The 22,460-nt window shown below is 69.2% G+C and carries 20 protein-coding genes; 11 read left to right on the top strand and 9 right to left on the bottom strand.

Translation table 11 applies throughout. The features are described 5' to 3' along the window. Positions 1-5 precede the first annotated feature (5 nt). From ACH4S7_RS22310 to ACH4S7_RS22295, 4 genes are all read right to left on the bottom strand, one after another. Positions 6-863: an alpha/beta fold hydrolase gene (locus ACH4S7_RS22310; protein WP_398522979.1), complete on the bottom strand. Its 858-nt coding sequence runs from the start codon at positions 861-863 to the stop codon at positions 6-8. A 121-nt stretch (positions 864-984) separates the two neighbouring features. Further along, a complete protein-coding gene (locus tag ACH4S7_RS22305) occupies positions 985-1,410 on the bottom strand; it encodes a VOC family protein (RefSeq protein WP_398522978.1) in 426 nt (141 codons plus the stop codon). 110 nt (positions 1,411-1,520) lie between these two features. Further along, entirely contained in the window at positions 1,521-1,907 is a 387-nt protein-coding gene (locus ACH4S7_RS22300; protein WP_398522977.1) for a RidA family protein, read from the bottom strand. A 147-nt stretch (positions 1,908-2,054) separates the two neighbouring features. Then, the gene (locus ACH4S7_RS22295; protein ID WP_398522976.1) at positions 2,055-2,786 is read right to left on the bottom strand and encodes a hypothetical protein; all 732 of its coding nucleotides are present in this window, start codon (positions 2,784-2,786) and stop codon (positions 2,055-2,057) included. A gap of 175 nt (positions 2,787-2,961) precedes the next feature. Between ACH4S7_RS22295 and ACH4S7_RS22290 the strand changes: the two genes are divergently transcribed. Beyond that, a complete protein-coding gene (locus ACH4S7_RS22290; RefSeq protein WP_398522975.1) occupies positions 2,962-3,759 on the top strand; it encodes an aminotransferase class IV family protein in 798 nt (265 codons plus the stop codon). A gap of 28 nt (positions 3,760-3,787) precedes the next feature. Here the strand turns inward: ACH4S7_RS22290 and ACH4S7_RS22285 are convergent, their stop codons facing one another. The 3 genes from ACH4S7_RS22285 to ACH4S7_RS22275 all read right to left on the bottom strand — a co-directional run bounded on the left by ACH4S7_RS22285 (position 3,788) and on the right by ACH4S7_RS22275 (position 5,923). Then, entirely contained in the window at positions 3,788-4,177 is a 390-nt protein-coding gene (locus tag ACH4S7_RS22285; RefSeq protein WP_398522974.1) for a hypothetical protein, read from the bottom strand. Positions 4,178-4,337: 160 nt separating this feature from the next. After that, entirely contained in the window at positions 4,338-4,721 is a 384-nt protein-coding gene (locus ACH4S7_RS22280) for a hypothetical protein (protein ID WP_398522973.1), read from the bottom strand. A gap of 263 nt (positions 4,722-4,984) precedes the next feature. Next, complete coding sequence (locus tag ACH4S7_RS22275) at positions 4,985-5,923, bottom strand: endonuclease/exonuclease/phosphatase family protein (protein WP_398522972.1); 939 nt, start codon at positions 5,921-5,923, stop codon at positions 4,985-4,987. Positions 5,924-6,232: 309 nt separating this feature from the next. Between ACH4S7_RS22275 and ACH4S7_RS22270 the strand changes: the two genes are divergently transcribed. From ACH4S7_RS22270 to ACH4S7_RS22245, 6 genes are all read left to right on the top strand, one after another. Beyond that, on the top strand, positions 6,233-7,432 hold the full coding sequence (locus ACH4S7_RS22270) for an ROK family transcriptional regulator (RefSeq protein ID WP_398522971.1): 1,200 nt from the start codon (positions 6,233-6,235) through the stop codon (positions 7,430-7,432). A gap of 121 nt (positions 7,433-7,553) precedes the next feature. After that, positions 7,554-8,666 carry a substrate-binding domain-containing protein gene (locus tag ACH4S7_RS22265; protein ID WP_398522970.1) on the top strand — a complete coding sequence of 371 codons (1,113 nt, stop codon included), beginning with the start codon at positions 7,554-7,556 and terminating at the stop codon, positions 8,664-8,666. Between the two features lie 115 nt (positions 8,667-8,781). Next, on the top strand, positions 8,782-9,597 hold the full coding sequence (locus ACH4S7_RS22260; protein WP_398522969.1) for an ATP-binding cassette domain-containing protein: 816 nt from the start codon (positions 8,782-8,784) through the stop codon (positions 9,595-9,597). Further along, positions 9,594-10,901, top strand: a complete 1,308-nt coding sequence (locus tag ACH4S7_RS22255; protein ID WP_398522968.1) for a sugar ABC transporter permease — start codon at positions 9,594-9,596, stop codon at positions 10,899-10,901. The genes ACH4S7_RS22260 and ACH4S7_RS22255 overlap by 4 nt, the downstream gene beginning before the upstream one ends. Positions 10,902-11,167: 266 nt before the next feature. Then, on the top strand, positions 11,168-13,099 hold the full coding sequence (gene dxs / locus ACH4S7_RS22250; RefSeq protein ID WP_398522967.1) for a 1-deoxy-D-xylulose-5-phosphate synthase: 1,932 nt from the start codon (positions 11,168-11,170) through the stop codon (positions 13,097-13,099). A 213-nt stretch (positions 13,100-13,312) separates the two neighbouring features. Continuing rightward, a complete protein-coding gene (locus ACH4S7_RS22245; RefSeq protein WP_398522966.1) occupies positions 13,313-14,860 on the top strand; it encodes an amino acid permease in 1,548 nt (515 codons plus the stop codon). A gap of 184 nt (positions 14,861-15,044) precedes the next feature. On the opposite strand, the gene ACH4S7_RS22240 is transcribed toward ACH4S7_RS22245, so the two are convergent. Both ACH4S7_RS22240 and ACH4S7_RS22235 read right to left on the bottom strand, forming a co-directional pair. Continuing rightward, a complete protein-coding gene (locus ACH4S7_RS22240; protein ID WP_398522965.1) occupies positions 15,045-15,440 on the bottom strand; it encodes an NTP pyrophosphohydrolase in 396 nt (131 codons plus the stop codon). Then, positions 15,440-16,405 carry a hypothetical protein gene (locus ACH4S7_RS22235; RefSeq protein ID WP_398522964.1) on the bottom strand — a complete coding sequence of 322 codons (966 nt, stop codon included), beginning with the start codon at positions 16,403-16,405 and terminating at the stop codon, positions 15,440-15,442. Before ACH4S7_RS22235 ends, ACH4S7_RS22240 begins: the two co-directional genes overlap by 1 nt. Positions 16,406-16,428: 23 nt before the next feature. On the opposite strand from ACH4S7_RS22235, the gene ACH4S7_RS22230 reads away from it, so the two are divergent. The 4 genes from ACH4S7_RS22230 (at position 16,429) to ACH4S7_RS22215 (ending at position 22,453) form a co-directional block, all read left to right on the top strand. Further along, positions 16,429-17,628, top strand: coding sequence for a CapA family protein (locus ACH4S7_RS22230; protein ID WP_398522963.1), 1,200 nt, complete (start codon positions 16,429-16,431; stop codon positions 17,626-17,628). Positions 17,629-17,861: 233 nt separating this feature from the next. After that, on the top strand, positions 17,862-20,087 hold the full coding sequence (locus ACH4S7_RS22225) for a cache and HAMP domain-containing protein (RefSeq protein WP_398523182.1): 2,226 nt from the start codon (positions 17,862-17,864) through the stop codon (positions 20,085-20,087). Positions 20,088-20,093: 6 nt separating this feature from the next. After that, positions 20,094-21,974, top strand: coding sequence for a poly-gamma-glutamate synthase PgsB (pgsB, locus tag ACH4S7_RS22220; protein WP_398522962.1), 1,881 nt, complete (start codon positions 20,094-20,096; stop codon positions 21,972-21,974). Next, complete coding sequence (locus ACH4S7_RS22215) at positions 21,971-22,453, top strand: poly-gamma-glutamate biosynthesis protein PgsC/CapC (protein ID WP_398522961.1); 483 nt, start codon at positions 21,971-21,973, stop codon at positions 22,451-22,453. Before pgsB ends, ACH4S7_RS22215 begins: the two co-directional genes overlap by 4 nt. Positions 22,454-22,460: the final 7 nt, after the last annotated feature.

Below are 22,460 nucleotides of genomic sequence, written 5' to 3'. Positions count from 1 at the left end.
CTGGCTCAGTCGGCGGGTCGGACCGGTTCAGCTCCGGTCTGGATCAGGAAGTCGGTGAGCACTTCGACGAGTCGTTCGGGCTGGTCCTCGGGGATGAGGGTGGACGAGTCGGTGATCTCGACCAGTCGGCCCTGCGGGTACAGCTCGGCCAGGCGGTGGCCGTGCTCACGCGGCATCAGCCTGTCCTCCGTCGCCCAGACGACCAGGACCGGACGGTCGAAGGCACGCAATCGATCGCTCCAGGCCAGCAAGGTCTCCCGCTTGGGAGCCGACGTGGCGAACTTGGCGAAGTCCCGGCGAATCGCCTTGCTCCGGGTCGCGGGGGCGAACCAGTCGTCCATGATCTCGTCCGGGATCCCGCGCAGGCTCATTCCGCCGTATCCGTTGCGGTTGTTCCGGAATGCGGGGATGCGCATGAGGCGCGTCAGGAGCCAGACGCCACCGGGAACCCTGCACACCGCTGCCGCCGCCTTGGCCGCACCAGGGGGATAGTTGTCGAATGCCTCGCAGGCCACCAGCACCAGGCGCGCGACCCGCTGGGCTTTCCCCTCCGACACCAGGAACTGACCACCGCCCCAGTCGTTGAGGACGAGCGTCACATCATCAAGGCCGAGCCGTTCGATGAACTCACCCAGGAGGAGTGCGATACCGCGATGGGTCAGGTCGGCGTCCGGGGCCATCGGCCGGCGATGTCCGCCGAGGGGCAGCGTGGGCAGGATGCAGCGGTATCCGGGCAGCAGTGGTACCACTTTGCGCCACTGCGTCTCGTTCATCGGTAGGCCGTGGCCGAACAGCAGCACCGGCCCGTCGCCCCCGGTGTCCTGATAGTCGATCGTTCCCGGCGACAGCACTATCTGCGGCATCAGACCCCCAGGTGAAAGAGCCCTCCCAAGGTAGTCCGATAGGCACCGATGGGCCACAAAATTGACCTCGGACGCCGCTCGGACTCCGATGACAGATCCGGGAGGGCCCTTTCGCGGGCTCTCAGTCGATACAGAACTCGTTGCCCTCGATGTCCTGCATCGGGATGCAGGAATCAGTACCGTCGTACAGCGTGCGCACGTGGACCGCGCCGAGTGGGACCAGCCGTGCGCGTTCGGCCTCAAGTGCGGCGAGGCGCTCCTCACCCACGAGTCCCGTGCCGACCCGTACATCAAGATGCAGCCGGTTCTTGACGGCCTTACCTTCGGGGACGCGCTGGAAGTACAGTCGCGGGCCGGCACCTGAGGGATCACCGCAGACGAACCATGAATCCTGCTGCTCAGTCGGCTGCGAGAGCTTGTACTCGTCCCAGGTGGCGAAACCCTTCGGCGGCGGTGCGGTGTACCCCAACACCTCGCACCAGAAGCGGCCGAGGCGCTCGGGTTCCGCACAGTCGAAGGTGACTTGGAACTGCTTGATCGACGTCATCGGTCCACCCTAGGGGGCATGCGACGGGCCGGCATCCGGGATTGTCCGCGCAACTGGCCGGGTGGGTCAGCTCCGTTCACCCGGTGCTCGGGCAGTCGAGTGCCGGCCGCTCAGAGCGCGGCCAGCGCGTCGATCTCGATGCGGAACGCCGGGTTCACCAGGCCGCTGACCTGCACCAGCGAACTGGCCGGGGGCTTCTCCAGCGAGATGTACTCGTCGCGCACTCGTCGGAGGGCCGCCAGGTCCGCTAGGTCGGTCAGGTAGAACGTCAGCCTGACCACCTGCCCCATGCCGGCGCCGGCCGCGGCGAGAGCTGTCGTGAGGTTCTCGAAGACCTGCCTGGCCTGGGCCTCCGGATCGTCCGGTCCGACAAGCCGCCCCTGGGCGTCCAGCGGTACCTGACCGGAGATGGCGACCATGCTGCCGCTGAACGAGACCGCATGGCTGTACCCATTGACCGGAGGCAGACCGTCAGGCCGGACGTAGTGCTGCTGCATGGGATCCCCCGGGGTCGTCGCCTGCGAGTCGGGCTCGGCCTGGGGCGAGCCCGGAGTCGCGTTTCCGAGGTGAGAGTAACCCGATGATCAACGCCCCCGCCGGTGCTCTCCGCGCAGTCCGGTAGTGGACGCCGGCCGCGCCAGGGGTCAGCCGGGCGACTGCTCGGACGTCGGCGGGGTGCCGGCCATCAGCCCTGGCCACGACGGAGGGGGCGGGCCGAAGGCGCGACGACTGGCCCGCACGGACAGCGCGGAGATGGCCGCGTTGGCGCCACCACCGATCACGGCGCCGATACCGAACGGTGCCACCCTGCCGAGCACGATGATCCCCTGCTTGGTCCCGTACTTCGTGACGAAGTTCCGCCCCAGGATCCTGTTGATCTGACGCAGCGTCTCGACAGGCACCTTGGCGACGACCTGACGACCCCAGTGCTGCCCCGTGCGCTCGGCGACACTGGCGATCGTGGCGGAGCCGGACCCGCCGAGCAGGATTCCCATCACGATCGTCCGGCGACGCTCCAGCTCGTCGATGGGGACTCCGTGGACCTCGGCGACCGAGAGCGCGAAGAGGGTGCTCAGCTCAAGAGAGGAGAGTGCCTCGCCCGCCGACAGTGCCAGTGCGACTCCCGTGCCGACGCCGGGCGCCGCCGCGGTTCCTCCCACCGCGGCGCCCGTGCCGGTCAGGGCGCTGACGTACATCCGCTCCAGAGTGCGGATGACCTGTGCCGGTGTCGCCTCCGGGTTCCGCTGGCGGGCCCGGGCGATGTTCTTGCGCACCAGTGGGCTCTGGAGGTCGATCGCCTTGTCCAGGAGGTCGAGGGCTCGCTGTCCGCGTGCGCCCGCTGCCGGATCCGGTCCATCCGGGTCACCTATCGCCATGCCCTGAACTCCTTAGGTCGTCACATCCCAACTGAGTCTCCCACTTGGCCGGTCGAGCAGAACCTGAGTCGGATCAACCGGGCCACCGACGGATGTGATGGCCGAGGGAGGAGGGCCGGGGGAGAGGGGGGAGGACTACGGGAATCGGCACGTCACCAAGGGTGTTGCGCCAGACATGACCTCCTTTGTTGTGCACCGTAACGGCCACCCCGCCACCGCCGATGAGCTGACCCCGCTCGCCTTCGCCGGCTACGCCCACTTCACCGCCATGCAGGTCCGTGGCGGCCGGGTCCGGGGGATCGATCTTCATCTGGCGCGGTTGCGGGGCGCGTCCCTGGAGCTGTTCGGGCGGGCGCTGCCCGATGAGCGGGTGCGGGAGCTGCTGCGGGCGGCGCTGGAAGGCGGCCCGGACGACGTCTCGCTGACGGCCACCGTGTACTCGCCAGTGGGGGAGTTCACGGTCGGCGACGCGGAGCTCGATGTGCTCGTCCGTACCGGACCGCCCTCGTCAGGCCCGGAGGGGCCGTTGACGCTGGCCGCCGTGGAGCATGAGCGGGCCGTCCCGGCCTTCAAGCACGTCGGCGAGATGGCCAAGACGTACTATCTGCGCCAGGCCGTCGGAGAGGGCTTCGACGACGCCGCCTTCGTGGACCGGCAGGGGCGGCTCAGCGAGGCGTCGATCTGGAATCTGGCCTTCTGGGACGGCGAATCGGTGGTGTGGCCCTCGGCCGAGATGCTGGTCGGGACCACGATGGGCATCGTCCGTCGGCAGCTCGACCGCCTCGGTGTCGCCCAGCGCGTCCAGGAGGTCACCCTCGCCGACCTGCCCGCGCTGACCGGGGCCGTGGTCATGAACTCCTGGACGCCGGGGATCGCCGTGCACGGGATCGGGTCCGTACCCCTGCCCGCCGCGCCGTCCTTCGTGGAGCTGCTCCACCGGGCGTACGAGACGGAGCCGCTCACCGCGCCGTGAAGGGCGGCGCCCGGGATCCGGGCGGCGGCTACTTCGTCAGCGGGCTGCCGAGCGGCTTGTAGTAGGAGTATCCGAAGGGGCACCCGGTCGCGTGCACGATCTTCCCGACCAAGGTGGATCCCGCGTACACCGGGCCCCCGACGTCTCCGGACACCGAGCACGCGGTCGACTGGGCCACGCCGTAGATGATGTTGCCGCCGCCCAGGTTGATGGTGGCGTTCACCGCCAGGATCCGGCCGCAGCGCAGTCCGCCCACCGCGCCCTGGTGGCAGACGTTCTGGCCGATCACGAAGGAGGCGGTCGGTGCGTACTGAGGCGCCGGTGCCGCCGTCGCGGCGGGTACCGCCGTCAGGGCGCAGACGATGGCGGTGGCGGTACCGGCGGCGGCCCGCAGGGTGTGCCGTAACAGAGTGCGCAAGGTGATCTCCCCAAGTCGGCCGGGGACACCGGTGGGCGGGGGCCCCGGGGTTGGCATGTGGTGGTGTGCGCGGGGGCGGGGCGTCTCTGCCGGATCAGGCCGGATCAGGCCGGATCAGGCGGGTCAGCGAGATCCGAACGAGCGGCCCACGGGACAGCCCTCAGGTGCCGGGCCGCTTGTAGGCGGAGTGCCCGGGACAGCCGGACGCATGCACGATCCTGGCCACCAGGACGTTGCTCACCGTGTACACCGGGCTGCCGATGTCCCCGGGCAGGCCGCACGCGTTGGAGATGATCGCGTTGTAGATGAAATTGCCGCCGCCCAGATTGACGGTCTGGTTCACCCCGAGCACCCGGCCACAGCGTGTTCCGCCGACCGCGCCGACATGGCACAGGGTCTGACCGACCGCGATCGTCGAGGTCGGGGCGGTGGTGGCCGGTTGCGCGGTGGTGGCGGTCGCGGCGGGTACCGCCGTCAGGGCGCAGACGGCGGCGGTGGCGGTACAGGCGGCGGCGCGCAGGGCATGACGGAGCGGAGCGAGCACGGTCCCTCCCGGGGTACGCCCGGTGTGGGCCCCGGGGTTGGTTCATTGTGTGGGCCGTCGCCAGGTCCGGACAGTCGAGGACTCGCCAGCCTCACCCCGGGCGACGGGTCGGCTTCTCCCCTGGTGGGAGGTGGTCGGCCGGTGTCCTGGTGGCGGGTGGGCCGGGTGGGGAGGCTCGTTCTCGTCGCCCACCGGTTCGAACGGGTCGCGGGGAGGGGGCTGTCACCGCAGGTCAGGGCCCCCTCCCCGAGAGCCGGTCCGGCTCAGGCGACGGTCACCGTACCCGTCAGGATGCGGTGGTCCGAGCAGGCCGTGACACCCGTGCAACTGGTCGAGATGGAGAGGGAGTCCGCGCTGTACGGGCCCGCGATGGCCGATTCGCGGACGAAGATCAGGTCGATCTTGGCCTTGGTGCCGCAGGGCGGGGCGGTGCCCGGGGTGCCCTCGGCCGTCCACTCGCCGTACCCCACGCAGTTGGCGCTGTCGTTGTCGTCGAGCTCTCGGTACTGGCCGGTGTTGTTCGGGTTGTTCGGTACGTTCAGGCTGGGGGAGTAGTACGAATTCAGCCGGCCGTAGTTCGGCTGGGCGTTGAAGTCGCCGGCGATCAGGGCCGTTTCACCGGCCGTGTGGTACGACTCCAGCCGATCGCGTACGAAGGTGAGCTGGCTGACGTTGTGGGTCTGGCTCGTGGTGATGTGGGTGGTGCAGAAGCGGGTCCCCGAGCCGTCCACGAGCGGTGCGCAGAGCATATTGCGCTGTTCCGCGGTGCCGTCGTGGGGCAGTGCGAGACGGTCGGCCGTGCCCAGCGGTCGCTTGCTGAAGATGGCGTTGCCGAAGGCGCCGCCCTGACAGACCGACGCGTTCCCGGGCTGGCGGCTGGGTTCGAAGCGGGCGAAGTTCTGCGGGTCCTGGGGCCAGGCGCGGGTGCGCAGATCGCGGATGAGCGCGTCGAACTGGTTCTGGCACAGCTCGTTGAAAGCGGCGAAGTCGGCGGCGCGGTTGACGATCGAGGAGGCTGCCTGGGAGATCAGCCCATTGCCGGTCGCGCCATCGTGGATCTTGTCCCCGGCGACGTTCCAGTGCCAGACGTTGTACGTCTTCGGGCCGAGCGCGTCCGCCTGGGCGGTCGCGGTGGGCAGCAGCGGCAGCAGGAGCGCGGACAGCGCTGCCAACAAGGTGGCCGTTCGTGAGCGGTGGCGCATGGATGGACTTCCCTCCCGATCCCGCTGTGGGACGGGCCGGATGGACCCCGTCGGTCGAGCGGCTCGGATGATCATAAGGCGGTACGGAGAGAACGCCCAGGGAGGCGGGAGCCGGAGGACACCCGGTGCCGGGGAGCTGTGGGACATCGGGCGCCCGGTGACCGGCAGGCTCAAGGTCTTGACGTAATAACCCTCGGAGCACGAGCCTTGCATTCATAAGTTGGAGAGATACCGGGTGGTCCGAGGGGGCTTCCCGGCCGGTGGGGTGGCCGTCGCGCCGCCCGCCGGTGGGCAGGAGTGGATGAGGCAATGGCGACTCCGGGATCGCAGACTTCGCTGCACAGGGCCAATCTCGAACGGGTGGTACGGGCCGTGCGGATGGCCGGTTCGCTAACGCAGGCCGAGATCGCGCGGGGCACCGGCCTGTCGGCGGCCACCGTCTCCAATATCGTTCGTGAACTGAAGGACGCCGGCACCGTGGAGGTCACCCCCACCTCGGCCGGCGGTCGCCGGGCGCGGAGCGTGTCGCTGAGCGGTGCCGTGGGGGTCGTCGTCGGCGTCGACTTCGGCCACACCCATCTGCGCGTCGCCATCGGCAACCTCGCTCACCGGGTGCTGGCGGAGGAGTGCGAGCCGCTCGACGTGGACGCGTCGGCCGAGGACGGCTTCGACCGGGCGGAGCGGCTGGTGACCCGGCTCCTCGCGGCCACCGGGACCGAGCGGGGCAAGGTGATCGGTGTCGGGCTGGGCGTCCCGGGGCCCATCGACCTGGAGACCGGCACCCTGGGCTCCTCCGCCATACTGCCGGGCTGGACCGGGATCAGCCCCGGCAAGGAACTCTCCCGGCGACTCGGTGTCCCGGTCCAGGTGGACAACGACGCCAATCTCGGCGCCCTGGGCGAACTGGTCTGGGGCGGCGGCCGGGGCGCGCGGGACCTCGCCTACATCAAGGTCGCCGACGGGGTCGGCGCGGGGCTGGTGATGGACGGGCGGGTCTACCGGGGCCCCGGCGGCACGGCCGGCGAGATCGGACACATCACCCTCGACGAGTCGGGCCCGGTCTGCCGCTGTGGCAACCGCGGCTGTCTGGAGACCTTCACCGCCGCCCGCCATGTCCTGCCGCTGCTCCGGTCCAGCCACGGTCCCGACATCACCATGGACGATCTGGTCCGGATGGCCGTCGACGGAGACCCCGGCTGCCGTCGCGTCATCTCCGACGTCGGCCGTCACATCGGCAGCGGGGTGGCCATGGTCTGCAATCTGCTCAACCCGGGCCGGGTCGTGCTCGGCGGCACCCTCGCCGGCGCGGGCGAACTGGTGCTCGGCCCCATCCGCGATTCCGTCGCCCGGTACGCCATTCCCAGCGCGGCCCGTCAGGTGTCCGTGGTGACGGGCGCACTGGGCGGCCGGGCCGAGGTGCTGGGGGCGTTGGCCCTGGTCCTGAGCGAGATGGGCGATTCCACCCTTCTCGACGGTGCACTCCTCGGTCCGGATCCCGTCTTCACTTAAAGAACACATGGCACCGTTGTCATCTCGTTAAGGATTTACTCCTTGACCCTGACTGTCGGGCCGAGTTGACTGCCTGCCACCTCGGCCGCAATGACGCGGCCCCGTCAGGGAGGTTCCACGGATGAACGCACCTCTGCGTCGTGTGGCCGGCGTCGTCGCCACCGCAGTGACGGCCGTCTCGCTCGCGGCCTGCGGCAGCGCCAAGGAGTCCGGTGACAAACCCAAGGCGACGGACGGAGCGAAGGGCGATGCCATCACGGTCGGCCTGCTGCTGCCCGAGAACCAGACCGCCCGGTACGAGAAGTTCGACAAGCCCCTCATCGAGAAGAAGATCAGCGAGCTGACGAACGGCAAGGGCAAGGTCGTCTACGCCAACGCCAAGCAGGACGCCACCCTCCAGACGCAGCAGGTCGACACGGTGATCACCAACAAGGTGGATGTGCTGATCCTCGACGCGGTGGACGCCAAGGCCATTGCGGGCGCGGTGAAGAAGGCCAAGGAGGCGGGCATCCCGGTGGTCGCCTTCGACCGTCTCGCCGAGGGCCCGATTGACGCCTACACCTCCTTCGACAACGAGGAGGTCGGCCGGGTCCAGGGCAAGGCGCTGCTCACCGCCCTCGGCGCCAAGGCCGAAGGCGGCCAGATCGTGATGATGAATGGCTCCATCACCGACCCGAACGCCGCCCTCTTCAAGAAGGGCTCACACGCCGAACTCGACGGCAAGGTGAAGATCGGCAAGGAGTACGACACCAAGGAGTGGAAGCCGGAGAACGCCAACGCCAATATGGAGGCGGCCATCGCGGCGCTCGGCAAGGACAAGATCGTCGGGGTGTACTCCGCCAACGACGGGATGGCCGGCGGCATCATCACCGCGCTGAAGGCCGCTGGCGTCACCAAGCTGCCCCCGGTCACCGGTCAGGACGCCGAACTCGCTGCCGTACAGCGCATCGTCGCCGGTGAGCAGTATGCGAGTGTCTACAAGCCCTACGCGGGCGAGGCCGACGCCGCAGCCGAGATGGCCGTCGCGCTCGCGAAGGGCGAGCAGCTCGACGCGATCGCCAAGGAGACGGTGGACAGCGCGTCGAAGAAGGGCGTTCCGACGGTCCTGGTCCCCGTGGTCTCCCTGACCAAGGACAACATCGCCGAAACGGTCGTCAAGGACGGCATCTACACCGTTCAGGAGATCTGCACCCCGAAGTACCAGGCCGCCTGCGACCGCCTCGGACTGTCCTAGCGGGAGCGAACGAGCCGGATCAGCGGGTCGGAGCGGTCGGGTCTGAGCGGTCGGGTCGGAGAGCCGTGGCCGGAGGCCCCGGAGCCGCCCCCGGCCCCCTTGGCGGAGTAAGGAGATGGTTCACATGTCCGTTACGCCCGTGCTGGCGTTGCGCGGTGTCTCCCAGCGATTCGGTGCCGTCCAGGCGCTCATCGATATCGAACTGGAGATCTACGCCGGAGAAGTCGTCGCGCTCGTCGGCGACAACGGCGCCGGTAAGTCCACCCTGGTCAAGACCATCGCCGGAGTGCACCCCATTGATCGGGGCAGCCGGGGCGGTGGCGGTGGCGGGGGCCGGATCGAGTGGGGCGGCGTCCCCGTGTCGATCGACCGGCCGCAGGACGCCCAGCGCCTGGGCGTCGCGACCGTCTACCAGGACCTCGCGCTCTGCGACAACCTCGATGTCGTCGGCAATCTCTATCTCGGCCGGGAGCTGCACCGGCGCGGTGTCCTGGACGAGGTGGAGATGGAGCGCCGCGCCCGCGAGCTGCTCCACACCCTGGCGATCCGGATCCCCAGCGTCCGTATCCCGGTCGCCTCGCTCTCCGGCGGGCAGCGCCAGACGGTCGCCATCGCCCGCTCCCTGCTCGGCGAGCCCCGGCTCGTCATCCTGGACGAGCCCACCGCCGCCCTCGGCGTCGAGCAGACCGCCCAAGTGCTCGACCTGGTGGAACGCCTCCGGGAACGCGGCCTCGCGGTCCTGCTCGTCAGCCACAACATGGCCGACGTCAAGGCGGTCGCCGACCGGGTCGCGGTGCTCCGGCTCGGCCGCAACAACGGCGTCTTCGACGTCAGGTCCACCTCGCAGGAGGACATCGTCTCCGCCATCACCGGCGCCACGGAGAACGCCGTGACCCGTCGGGCGGCCCGCACCGCGGAGGTCCAGCAGTGAAACCGGAAGTCAATCTCCAGAAGGCCGCGGCCGGCCCCCGGGACGCCGTCCCGGCCGGGAACCCGGACGCAGCCAAGGACGCGGTCACCGTCGTCGACCCACGGCTCCTCGTCCGCGAGCAGGGCTTCGCCGGCTATCTCTCCGAGTTCCGGCGCCGGATCGGCGCCGGAGATCTCGGCTCCCTGCCGGTGATCGTCGGACTGATCACCATCGGCGGGGTCTTCCAGGGCCTGAACCCGAACTTCCTGTCCGCCGAGAACCTCAGCAATATCGCGGTCAGCATGGTCGCCACCGGCATGATGGCCGTCGGCATCATCTTCGTCCTGCTGCTGGGCGAGATCGATCTGTCCGTCGGCTCGGTCAGCGGCGTCTCCGGGGCCACCGTCGCGGTGCTGACCGTCACCCATGGGATGAACGAATGGCTGGCCATCGCCGCGGCCGTCGCGGGCGGCGCGGCCATCGGCGCCCTGCACGGTTTCTTCTTCGCCCGGATCGGCGCCCCCGCCTTCGCCGTCACCCTCGCCGGCCTGCTGTTCTGGCTCGGCTTCATGCTCCAGATCCTCGGCGAGAACGGCACCATCAACCTCGACGGCGACGGTGTGGTGGGCAGCCTCACCACGTACCACTTCACCGATGTGGCCGCCGCCTACGGTCTCGCCGCGCTCGCCGTCGCCGGGTTCTTCCTCGCCGGGTTCCTCGACAGCCGTCGCCGTGCGGCGGCCGGCATCCCCTCGCGGCCACTCTCCGACATCGCGCTCCGCACGGCGGCCCTGGCGGTGGTCGCCTTCGCCGCGGCGTACATGTTCAACCAGTACAAGGGGTTGCCACTGGCCGTGGTGCTCTTTCTCACGGTCCTGGTCGTCACCGACTTCGTGCTCCGCCGGACCCCCTACGGTCGGAAGGTCTTCGCCCTCGGCGGCAGCGTGGAGGCGTCCCGTCGTGCCGGTATCGATGTCACCGCCGTCCGGATCTCCGTCTTCGCCGTCGCGGGCACCTTCGCTGCCGTCGGCGGTCTCTTCTGGGCCTCCAAGATCGCCTCCGCCAATCAGAGCGCCGGCGCCGGTGACCTGCTGATGAACGTCATCGCGGCGGCCGTCATCGGCGGCACCAGCCTCTTCGGCGGCCGGGGCAGGACCTGGAACGCGCTGCTCGGTGTCATGGTCATCGTCTCCATCCAGTACGGACTGGCGCTGGAGGGCATCGCCACCCCGATCCAGTACATGATCACCGGCGGGGTCCTGCTGGCCACCGTCGTGATCGATTCGGTCACCCGCCGGACCCAGCGGACCGCCGGCCGCGCCTGACCTGTCCGTCACGGGGCACACGTACCGGCGGGGAGGAGGCCCCGGGCTCCGCACGGCGCCCGGCTCCCCACGGTGCTCGGCCCCGTACGGCGCCCGGCTCCCCGCGGTGCTCGGCCCCGTACGGCGCCGCTCGGCCCGGTCGCGTACGGTGCCCGATATCGGCCAGTGGCGTGACGGGTATCGCACCGCCCGCCCGTACCGCCCCGTGGCGGAACATTAGACTCGACGCAATCGGCAATGCTCGACCAGCTCAAGAGGAGGCACGGGTGGCACTGCTTACCCGTATCAGGGGACCGCGCGATCTGGACCGGCTCAGCCCGGAGCAGCTGGATCAGCTTGCCGCGGAGATCCGGACCTTTCTGGTGGAGGCCGTGTCCAAGACCGGCGGCCACCTCGGTCCCAACCTCGGTGTGGTCGAGCTGACCATCGCCCTGCACCGGGTCTTCGAATCCCCCCAGGACAAGGTCCTCTGGGACACCGGCCACCAGAGCTATGTGCACAAGCTGCTCACCGGCCGCCAGGACTTCTCCCGCCTCAAGATGAAGGGCGGCCTCTCCGGCTACCCGGCGCGGGCCGAGTCCGACCACGACATCATCGAGAACTCGCACGCCTCCACCGTCCTCGGCTGGGCCGACGGCCTCGCCAAGGCCAATGAGGTGCTGAAGAAGGACGACCACGTCGTCGCGGTCATCGGTGACGGCGCGCTCACCGGCGGCATGGCCTGGGAGGCGCTGAACAACATCGCCGCCGCCAAGGACCGCCCGCTGGTCATCGTGGTCAATGACAACGAGCGCTCCTACGCGCCGACGATCGGCGGCCTCGCCAACCATCTGGCGACGCTCCGCACGACCGACGGCTACGAGCGCTTCCTCGCCCGCGGCAAGGACATCCTCGGCCGGACACCCGTCGTCGGGAAGCCGCTGTACGAGACCCTGCACGGCGCCAAGAAGGGCCTCAAGGACTTCATCGCCCCGCAGGGCATGTTCGAGGACCTCGGCCTCAAGTACGTCGGGCCCATCGACGGCCATGACATCGAGGCGCTGGAGTCGGCGCTCGCCCGCGCCAAGCGGTTCGGCGGCCCCGTGATCGTGCACTGCCTCACCGAGAAGGGCCGCGGCTACCAGCCCGCCCTCCAGGACGAGGCGGATCGTTTCCACGCCGTCGGTAAGATCCACCCCGACACCGGGCTGCCGATCGCCAGCTCCGGTCTCGACTGGACCTCCGTCTTCGGCGAGGAGATGGTCAAGCTCGGCCAGGAGCGCGAGGACATCGTGGCGATCACCGCCGCGATGCTCCAGCCCGTCGGCCTGGAGAAGTTCGCCAAGGCGTACCCCGACCGGGTCTACGACGTCGGCATCGCCGAGCAGCACGGCGCCGTCTCCGCGGCCGGACTCGCCACCGGGGGAGTGCACCCCGTCTTCGCGGTGTACGCCACCTTCCTCAACCGCGCCTTCGACCAGGTGCTGATGGACGTGGCCCTGCACAAGTGCGGAGTGACGTTCGTGCTGGACCGGGCCGGGGTCACCGGCACCGACGGCGCCTCCCACAACGGCATGTGGGACATGTCGATCCTCCAGTGCGTCCCCGATCTGCGGATCGCCGCCCCGCGCGACGCCGACCAGGTCCGCGCCCAGTTGCGCGAGGCCGTCGCCGTCGAGGACGCGCCGACCGTGGTCCGCTTCTCCAAGGGCGCCGTCGGCCCCTCGGTCAAGGCCGTGGGCCGCGTCGGCGGGATGGACGTCCTGCGGTACGCGGAGGCCGAGCGGCCGGATGTGCTGCTCGTCTCCGTCGGTGCGCTCGCCCCGATGTGTCTGGAGATCGCCGACCTGCTGGACAAGCAGGGCATCTCCACCACCGTGGTCGACCCCCGCTGGGTCAAGCCGGTGGACGAGGCGCTCGTACCGCTCGCCGAGGGGCACCGGGTCGTCGTCACCGTAGAGGACAACAGCCGGGCCGGTGGTGTCGGCTCCGCCGTCGCCCAGGCGCTGCGGGACGGCGGCGTCGATGTGCCGCTGCGCGACTTCGGCATTCCGCCGCGCTTCCTCGACCACGCCTCCCGCAAGGAGATCCTGGCCGAGATCGGGCTGACCGCCCCGGACATCGCCCGGCAGGTCACCGGACTCGTCGCCAAGCTCGACGGACGGTACGCGGCTGACGACGAGACCGTCAGCGGCACGGTGGAACCCGCGCGCGACTAGGGAGTGTCTTCAAAGCAGCCAGACGGGACTTTGAAGACACGACCTAGAGCAGGGCCGTGGCGGCTCCGCCGCGAGACGGGCCGGGAGGGTCACCCTGGATGGGTGGTCCTCCCGGCCCATTCGCGTGAAATCCACCCGTGAATCCACCCATACGGACGCTGTGGCCGTCCGCCGTCCCGATCATGTCGGGGACGACGAGTGTGGAGGTGCGCGGTGAGCACAGAGACAGACCCCGCAGGCCGGGCGGGTGTCTTCCGGACCAAGTCCATCGAGCAGTCCATCCGTGACACGGAGGAGCCGGAGCACGCGCTCAGACGCACCCTGTCGGCACTCGACCTCACGGTCTTCGGCGTCGGGGTGATCATCGGCACCGGCATCTTCGTCCTCACCGGCGCGGTGGCCAAGGAGAACGCGGGCCCCGCCACGGCGCTCGCCTTCGTGCTCGCCGCGGTCGTCTGCGGACTCGCCGCCCTCTGCTACGCGGAGTTCGCGTCCACGGTCCCGGTCGCGGGTTCCGCGTACACCTTCTCGTACGCCTCCCTGGGGGAGCTGCCCGCCTGGATCATCGGCTGGGACCTGGTGCTGGAGTTCGCCCTCGGGACGGCGGTGGTGGCGGTCGGCTGGTCCGGCTATGTGCGCTCGCTGCTGGACAACGCGGGCTGGCAGTTGCCGGGCGCGCTCGCCGGCACCAACGACAGCTACGGCTTCGCCTTCGATCTGCTGGCGTTCCTGCTGGTCCTGGGGCTCACCGGGATTCTCGTCCTGGGCATGAAGCTCTCCGCCCGGGTCACCACCCTGGTCGTCGCCATCAAGGTGGCCGTCGTCCTGATCGTCATCGTCGCCGGATCGTTCTTCATCAAGGCGGCCAACTACAGCCCCTTCATCCCCCCGGCGGTGAAGGAGGAGGGCGCTTCGGGGCTCCAGCAGCCACTGGTTCAGTTGATCTTCGGATACGCGCCCACGAACTTCGGTGTGATGGGCATCTTCACCGCCGCGTCCGTGGTCTTCTTCGCCTTCATCGGCTTCGACATCGTGGCGACCGCCGCCGAGGAGACGAAACTGCCGCAGCGGGACATGCCGCGCGGCATCATCGGCTCCCTCTTCATCTGCACGGTGCTGTACGTGGCGGTCTCGCTCGTCGTCACCGGGATGCAGCACTACACCGAGCTGTCGATCGACGCCCCGCTCGCCGACGCCTTCAAGGCCACCGGCCACCCCTGGTACGCGGGGGTCATCAGCTTCGGCGCCGTCATCGGGCTCACCTCGGTCTGCATGATCCTGCTGCTCGGCCAGACCCGGGTGTTCTTCGCGATGAGCCGGGACGGGCTGCTGCCCCGGTTCTTCTCCCGGGTTCACCCGCGCTTCGCCACCCCGTACCGGGCGACCCTCCTCCTCGGCAGCCTCATCGCGGTCATCGCCGGCTGCACCAACATCGAGGAACTCGCCGTCCTGGTGAACATCGGCACCCTCTTCGCGTTCGTCGTCGTCGCGATCGGTGTCGTGATCCTGCGCCGCACCCGCCCGGACCTCCCGCGCGCCTTCCGCACCCCGCTGGTCCCGCTGCTGCCGATCGTCTCGGTGGCCGCCTCGCTCTGGCTGATGCTCAATCTGCCCACCGAGACCTGGCTGCGCTTCGGCGTCTGGATGGCGCTGGGCGTGGTCGTGTACTACGTCTACGGGCGGCGGCACAGCAGGCTGGAACCCGGCAGAGATGGGCGCGGCGGGCGCGGCAGCCATGGCGGGGTCACCAAGAGCCCTTGATCGACCGAGGGCCCGCAAGCGACCGGGAGCCTTCCTGCGACCGGGAGCCTTCCTATGACCGGGAGCCTTCCTGCGACCGGGGGTGTTCCAACGACCGGGGCTCCAGCGGCCTGGGGCCCGCCAGCTTTCGGGGCCCAGCTTCGGGGCCCAGCGACCGGGCCCGTCAATCGGCCAGGGTCGGCTCTCAGTCGCTCACGGGCCCGTGGACCGACCGCGGGCCGGCCGTCGTCGCACCCACGGCGGTGACCCGGCGGCGCAGCTCCCGGTCGGCCGTGACGACCACACACGGCCGACCGCGGGCCTCGGCGGCCAGCTCGGCGATGAGGTCGTCACCGCTACCCGCCGCCGCCTCCACCCGTACGCCAGGGACGGAGGTCACCCCGCGCGCCGCGCCCTCGACCACCAGCACGATGTCCAGCGGCCCCGGAAGGTCCGGGATGCCGTCGTCGGCGAGGCGGGCCAGCCGGTCCCGCAGTCGCTCGGCGGCGGCGTGGCGGTCCCGCCACCAGCCGTCCGGCACCGAGCCGACGACATTGGCGCCGTCCACGATCAGCAGCGGTCCGGTCGGCCCGGACGGCATCAGCCGCGCGCCCAGACCGCGGTCACGGTGTCCATGGCGGCAGCGGCCCGGTCCGCGCGCCGCTCATCGGTCCGGAGCCGGTTGCTGAACTCGATGTGCAGAAAGCGAACTTGCTCGGTGGCTGCTTTGCGTCCCTGCACGTTGGTGCGGCCCTCCAGTGGACAGTCCCGGACCCACGCCTTACAGACCACGAAACCGCGATCACGCAGCGAATCGGTGAGCCGACGGACCTCGGCGATGGCGACCCGGCCCTTGCCCGTGGAGGCCACCACATCATGATCGGGAACCGAATCGTCGGCGAAACCGTGTATCTGGATACCAGGGAGTCCGCGCTCGGTGAGTTCGTCGCAGACGGCGTCGAAGACCGTGTCCGTCCGGTGCGCGACATCCGCCTCATTCCCCTTACCGGATTTGCGATGCGCGCCTGCAATCACCAGAACACCTCCCGGCGAACCGAGCAGCACCCGCGTTCCGAGCCGTTCCGTCGTGCGGTCGGCGACCGGGTGCGGCACCTGGACCGACCAGCGTGCCGGACCGTCGAGACCGATGTAGATCCGGCCCCAGCCGCGGGGTGCCCGGGTGTCTTCGGTACGGTCGGAGATCTCGGCGAACCGTCGTCCGGTCGAGCTGTCAGTGACCGTGGTGACATCGAAGTCGACGTCCGAGAGCCGCTGTTCGGCCTGGTTACGGTGGCCGTCGAGAAGGAGTGCCACGCCGTGCGCTACGGTACGGCGGTCGGTTCTGGTCGGCGGTCGGTAGCCGGCGTTCTCCTCGAAACGTGCGGTGTACTCCTTGACCCGATCCGTCAGGTCGGTGCGTACCGCGCCCTCGGAGCCGGTGGCTCTGGGCGCCCGATCGTCCGTGCGATCCCCGCTCAGCGCGAGGGTCAGCAAGACAGCGAGCGTGGCCGCGACGGCCACGATCGTTGTTGCAATTGTTACCGTCTTCGTCCGGTTGACCTTCATGGTTGTATAAAGATAGCCGAGTGATGAAACGCCGTTACCGCCGCTCCGTGACGATATCCGTGGCCCTGCTCGCGACGCTCTCCACAGCCGTCGCCTGTGGCCCATTCGGGGACGACAAGGCCGCCTCCTCCGGCGACCCCACGTTCACCGTCGCCGCAGCGGGCGACATCCTGATCCACCCCCAGTTGACCGAGCAGGCCCGCAAGGACGCCAAGGTGACGGGTAAGGGGGAGAAGGGGATCGACTTCGGCCCGACAATGGCCGGAATCAAACCTGTCATCAGTAAGGCGGATCTCGCGATCTGCCACTTCGAGCCCGTCACGGGCAAGCCCGAGGGCCCCTTCGAGAGCTACCCGGCCTTCCTGGTGCCGCCGCAGATCGTCACCGCGATCAAGGATGTCGGCTACGACACCTGCACCACCGCCTCCAATCACACCCTCGACCACGGTCCGACGGGTGTCACCGACACGCTGGACGCACTGGACAAGGCGGGTGTGGAGCACACCGGCTCGGCCCGTACCAAGGCGGAGGCGGAGAAGACCCTGATCAAGAACGTCAAGGGCGTCAAGGTGGCCCAGTTGTCCTATGCCTTCGGGTTCAACGGCAAGGAGCCCCCGAAGGGCAAGGCGTGGATGGCCAATCTGACCGACTTCAAGGCGATCAAGGCGGCGGAGAAGAAGGCGCGCAAGGACGGCGCCGACGTGGTGATCCTCAGCATCCACTGGGGCCGGGAGAACTGGCCGAACCCGAGCCGGTCCCAGCTCTCGCTGGGTCGCCGGCTCGCGGAGAAGACGGGTATCGACCTGATCATCGGCCATCACGCCCATGTGGTGCAGCCGATGGAGAAGGTCGCCGGCACCTGGATCGCGTACGGCGTCGGTAACCAGATCGCCCGCCACGACGTGCCCACCGGACTCACCGAGGAGGGCGTCATCGGCTGGTTCGAGTTCACGAAGAAGGGCAAGGGCTGGGACGTCCAGGCGAAGTACGTGCCCACCTTCGTCGACATCCCCCCGGACCCCGACGACGCGGGCAAGCTGCCCGAGGGGGCCGTCAAGGACCACCGACTGCTCGATGTCGCCGCCGTCCTGCGGGACGGCGACAAGCTCACCAAGCAGCAGCGCTCCCGCTATCGGCTGGCCTTCGAGCGCACCGAGGGCACGATGCTCAACCGGGGCGCCGCCGACGATGGATTGCGACCGCTTCAGCCCCTTTCCGACTGACCGGTACGCGTTGTAGCTCACACTCTTTTTAACTTGTACAACCCTTTGCCCATACTGTCAGTCTGATCTTTCCGGGTCGCACGTGTCGCCTTGTGGCGCCTGAGACACCGGTTATGAATACGCCCTTCCCGTTATGTCGGAAAATTCGGGCGTTCAAGGCATTTCCATGAGAGGAGCCCCTGTTGGCCGCTTCACGTATGAAGCGGCGGCACAAGGTCCGCCGACGGGCTGACATGTCCCTGTTGGGCGGGATTCGTCCGCCCATCGCCGTACTGTCAGTTCTGCTCCTCGCCCTCGCGGGCGTCACTGCTCTCAGCCTTGGTCGCGTCGACCAGGACCGCGTCCCCGACGCGGTCCTGACCTCGCAGCAGCACTTCGCCGAGGACGGCGCCATCGCCCTGCGCGCCGGCATCGATGAGAGCGTCACCGACCTGACCCGTACCGCCTCCCTGTTCAGCGCCGCCGGACCCGTCTCCGGCGATGCGGTCCTCGACAAGATCGGCAACGTCTACCAAAAGTGGATGGGCATGGCCGTCGTCGAGATCAAGTCGGGCAAATTGCTCGCCGCCCGCGGTGAGAACGTGCCGCTGACCGTGATCGACCGGAGCAAGCTCTCCGGCGAGAACGGTCTCGCGCCGCGCATGGTGCGGCTCGACAACGGTGAGACCCGCCTGCTCGCCTTCGCCGTGCTGTCCTGGAAGGGTGAGCCGCAGAAGCTGCTCGTCGCCTCCAGCAGCTTCCGGTTCCCCGGCATCAGCCTCGGCAAGTTCCGTTCGATCGCCGTCATTGACCACGACGCGCAGGTCCTCAGCAGCGACGGAATCCCCGAGCCCGAGCAGGTGCTCACCGACCTCCAGCGCAAGGAGGTCGCCGAGTCCAATAAGCAGCTCAAGGCATTCGCCAAGATCGCCTCGGTCAAGTCGAAGCAGAACTGGGTCAAGTCCAAGGAACCCGGCTCCGGAGGCTTCGGCGGGGTCAGCGGCCACCTCATCGGGGACCGCTACCTCGGTGACCGCTCGGTCGCCGGCTACGCGAACCTCGCCGCGCCCGAAGCAGGCGAATCGACCGTCGCCACCAGCCTCGGCCTCACCGTCGTCGCCATGGTCAAGGTCGCCGAGGACCCCAACGTCGCCAGCGACTCCGTCTTCGGACTCCTCGCGGCCGGCGCCCTGCTGCTCATCGGCGGTCTCACCATCGCCCTGCTGCTCGGCACCGTCCAGCGCCCGCTGATCCGGCTCTTCCTGGAGAGCCGCCGACTGACCCGCGGCGACCTCACCCGGCCCGTCACCACACCGCGCTACGGCGAGACGGCCCGGATCGGCGACGCCCTGGAGCGCATCAGGCGGCAGCTCAACGGCGACACCGCCGCCGCCGACGAGGCCCCCCGGCGCAGCCGCTTCGGCGCCCGGACCCTGCTCGTCGTCGCCGGTGTCGTCCTCCTCGTCTGGTGCGCGCCCCTGCTGCTGCTGCTCAACCGCGCCGGTGACTCCGTCGTCGTGCCGCAGCAGATCGTCAACGACCAGCGCGAGCGGACCGACACCCTCACCGACCGGGTCCGCCGGGCCCTCAACGAGGGCCATGCCGACCTCGCCTCCGTCGCCTCGCTCATCGGCGACGGAAACGACCGCTCCGCGATGACCGAGGTCCTGAAGCGCACCGTCGCCCAGCACCTGCGGTACGAGTCCCTCTACATCGTGAACGGCAAGGGCGATGTCCTCGCCAAGGCCGGTGGCGACCTCCACTCCGCCAACGGCAAGGCCGCCTCCACCCAGCCGATCCGCATCCTCGACGACAAGGCCGAGGAGCCCGTGATCGTCGCCACCGCCCCCGTCTCCGGGAGCAACGGGACGGCCGTCGTCGGCGAGCTGCGCATCGACTTCCTGAACTCGCTGCTCAAGCGGCCCGGCCTCGGCCAGGTCCGGGTGGTCGACGCGGACCGTCGGGTCATCGCCAGCAACACCGGCTACCTCGCCTTCGAGAAGCTGTCCGGCTCCCGTCTCGACGCGCTGGTCCAGGGCACCAACCAGAAGGTGGGCCTCAGCCCCCGCCCCAGCGGTGTCCTCTACCGGCAGGACGGCGACATCCAGATAGCCGCCGCCGCCCCGTTCGTCGGTGGTGGCGCGGCCAAGGCGCTCGGCTGGACCGTGGTGAGCTATCAGCCCGCCTCTGGTCTCGCCATCCCCGAGTACCGCCTCCAGAACCGCACCGTCCTGGCCGGACTCCTCGGCGCGACCGCCGCCGCGGCCTGCCTGGGCTGGCTGCACATCATCGTCGTACGCCCGCTGCGCGCCCTCACCGATCAGGCCGAGGCACTCGCGGGCGGCGACCGCCGCACCGTTCTCTACCCCCGTCACCACGACGAGGTCGGAGCCGTCACCCGCAGCCTGGAACTCCTCCGGCAGCAGCTGGCGGAGGCGCGCAAGCGCGAGGGCTCCAAGTCGCTCGCCGGAAGGAACTGAACCGCCGTGCTCTTCCTCTACACCGTGCTGGTGGTGTGCAGCGCGATCCTGCTGGTGGCCGGCGTCATCGAGCAGCGGCGGCATTTCACCAACCTGGAACACCTCCCCACCCGGGTCCTGGTCAACGGCATCCGCGGCAAGTCGTCCATCACCCGGCTCTGCGCGGGTGCCCTGCGCGGCGGCGGGCTGATCACGGTCGCCAAGACCACGGGCACCGCCGCCCGGTTCATCCACCCGGACGCCACCGAAGAGCCGGTCTACCGCAAGTTCGGCATCGCCAACGTGGTGGAGCAGATAGGCATCGTCCGGCGGGCCGCCGCCTACCGGCCGCACGCGCTGGTCATGGAGTGCATGGCCGTCATGCCCGCGCTCCAGGAGATCAACCAGTCGAAGCTGATCCGCTCGACCATCGGTGTGCTGTGCAACGTCCGTGAGGACCACCTCGCCGAGATGGGCCCGACCCTGGACGACGTGGCCCGCTCACTGTGCCGGTCGATGCCCGAGAACGGCATCTGCGTCACTGCCGAGAAGGACCGCTTCCACATCCTCCAGATGGAGGCGGACGCCAGGAACTGCCAGCTCATCTATGCGGATCCGGAGACGGTCTCGGACGAGGAGCTGCGCGGGTTTAGCTGGTTCACCTTCAAGGAGAACGTGGCCATCGCGCTGACCGTCGCCGAGCTGGTGGGCGTGGAGCGGGAGACCGCTCTCCAGGGCATGTACGACGCGCCGCCGGACCCGGGTGTCCTCTCCGTCGAGCGGTATGTCACCCCGGACGGGAAGCGGGTGCGGTTCGCGAACGTCTTCGCGGCCAACGACCCCGAGTCGACGCTGATGAACATCAACCAGTTGCTCGACCTCGGCGCCATCAATCGGCCGCTGAACGTCGTCATCAACTGCCGCCCCGACCGGGTCGAGCGCAATGGCCAGATGGGCGAGATCATCCCCGATCTCGACCCCGACCAGGTCTTTGTGATCGGCCACCCGGCGAAGTCCGCCATCGACGCGATACCCAGCGAGTTCCGGTCCCGCGCGGTCGACCTCGGCGGTGACCGCCGTGACCCCGAGGAGTTCATGGCCGAACTGCTCGGGCGGCTCGCCCCGGACTCCTCGATCGTCGCCATCGGCAACATCCACGGTCAGGGCGAGGTACTTCTGGAGCACCTCGCGGAGCTGCCGCCGGACGAGAGCGAGGACGAGGGCATCACCCGCCCCGGCCAGTCCGCGGCGGCAGCGGAGACCTCGACCGAGACCGCTTCCGCGCCGGCGACCGCGACGAAGACCGATCCGTCCGAGACGATGCAGTTGTACGTCCCGCGGATCGACCCGTACCAGCAGTACACCGAGGCGTACGAGACGCGGTACTCCACCCAGCCGATCACCCGGGTCCACATCCCGGAGCAGCCCACCGGCGACCGTTCTTACCAGGAGCAGCAGCACCCGCAGCCTCCTCAGCAGAACGACGGGTCGTACCAGCAGCAGCACCAGCAGTACCAGCAGCAGAATCCCCAGCAGAGTGCCGACGGGTCCTACCCGCAGCAGCAGCAGCACGCACTGCCGCCTGGCGGGGGGGCGTACCAGAACCAGTACGCACTGCCCGCTGGTGACTCCTACGCGGAGCACCGCGCGCTGCCGGCCGGTGATGGCTCCTACCAGAACCAGAACCAGAACCAGAACCAGAACCAGTACGGCCGGCCGTCCGGTGACGACGCCTACCGCGACCAGTACGCGCAGCCGACCGGTGACCCGTCCTATCCGAACCAGTACGCGCAGCCCACCGGCGAGCGCCCCTATCCGGAGACCCACGCGGAGCCGCCGCACCGCGCCCAGCCCGCACCCGAAGCCGCCGACGAGCAGCAGTGGCACAGCCCAGGAGACCAGCGTTGATCCCGTCCGTCCTCACCCCAGAGATAGCCGCCGTCGGTATCGCCCTGGGGCTGCTCTTCTCGCTGGTCTGCTACCTCACGACCAACCTGTCGCCCGGTGGCATGATCACCCCCGGCTGGCTCGCGTTGACCCTCGTCGAGGACCTCCAGCGGGCCGCCATGGTGCTCGGTGTCACGGTGCTCACGTACGTGTCGACGCTGGTCATGCAGAAGTTCATCATCCTGTACGGCAAGCGGCTGTTCGCGGCCGTCGTGCTGACCGGTGTCATCCTCCAGGCCACCGTGATGATCGTGCTGTCGATGGAGTTCCCGCTGATGTACAGCAACCAGACCCTGGGCTTCATCGTGCCCGGTCTGATCGCCTATCAGCTCGTCCGTCAGCCCAAGGGGCCGACACTCCTGGCCACCGGCTCGGTGACGCTGATGGCCTATGTCGTCCTCACCGCCGGAATCCTGCTCGGCGTCATGCCGACCGCCTGACCTCAAC

The sequence above is a fragment of the Streptomyces sp. NPDC020965 genome, from assembly GCF_044333555.1.
Lineage (GTDB): Bacteria > Actinomycetota > Actinomycetes > Streptomycetales > Streptomycetaceae > Streptomyces.
This window is presented reverse-complemented; position numbering and strand designations above follow the sequence as displayed.

Coding starts and splice junctions, on each gene's coding strand:
- ACH4S7_RS22310 (WP_398522979.1), bottom strand. CDS start 863: ATGCCGCAGATAGTGCTGTCGCCGGGAACGATCGACTATCAGGACACC.
- ACH4S7_RS22305 (WP_398522978.1), bottom strand. CDS start 1,410: ATGACGTCGATCAAGCAGTTCCAAGTCACCTTCGACTGTGCGGAACCC.
- ACH4S7_RS22300 (WP_398522977.1), bottom strand. CDS start 1,907: ATGCAGCAGCACTACGTCCGGCCTGACGGTCTGCCTCCGGTCAATGGG.
- ACH4S7_RS22295 (WP_398522976.1), bottom strand. CDS start 2,786: ATGGCGATAGGTGACCCGGATGGACCGGATCCGGCAGCGGGCGCACGC.
- ACH4S7_RS22290 (WP_398522975.1), top strand. CDS start 2,962: ATGACCTCCTTTGTTGTGCACCGTAACGGCCACCCCGCCACCGCCGAT.
- ACH4S7_RS22275 (WP_398522972.1), bottom strand. CDS start 5,923: ATGCGCCACCGCTCACGAACGGCCACCTTGTTGGCAGCGCTGTCCGCG.
- ACH4S7_RS22270 (WP_398522971.1), top strand. CDS start 6,233: ATGGCGACTCCGGGATCGCAGACTTCGCTGCACAGGGCCAATCTCGAA.
- ACH4S7_RS22265 (WP_398522970.1), top strand. CDS start 7,554: ATGAACGCACCTCTGCGTCGTGTGGCCGGCGTCGTCGCCACCGCAGTG.
- ACH4S7_RS22260 (WP_398522969.1), top strand. CDS start 8,782: ATGGTTCACATGTCCGTTACGCCCGTGCTGGCGTTGCGCGGTGTCTCC.
- ACH4S7_RS22240 (WP_398522965.1), bottom strand. CDS start 15,440: ATGCCGTCCGGGCCGACCGGACCGCTGCTGATCGTGGACGGCGCCAAT.
- ACH4S7_RS22235 (WP_398522964.1), bottom strand. CDS start 16,405: ATGAAGGTCAACCGGACGAAGACGGTAACAATTGCAACAACGATCGTG.
- ACH4S7_RS22230 (WP_398522963.1), top strand. CDS start 16,429: ATGAAACGCCGTTACCGCCGCTCCGTGACGATATCCGTGGCCCTGCTC.
- ACH4S7_RS22225 (WP_398523182.1), top strand. CDS start 17,862: ATGTCCCTGTTGGGCGGGATTCGTCCGCCCATCGCCGTACTGTCAGTT.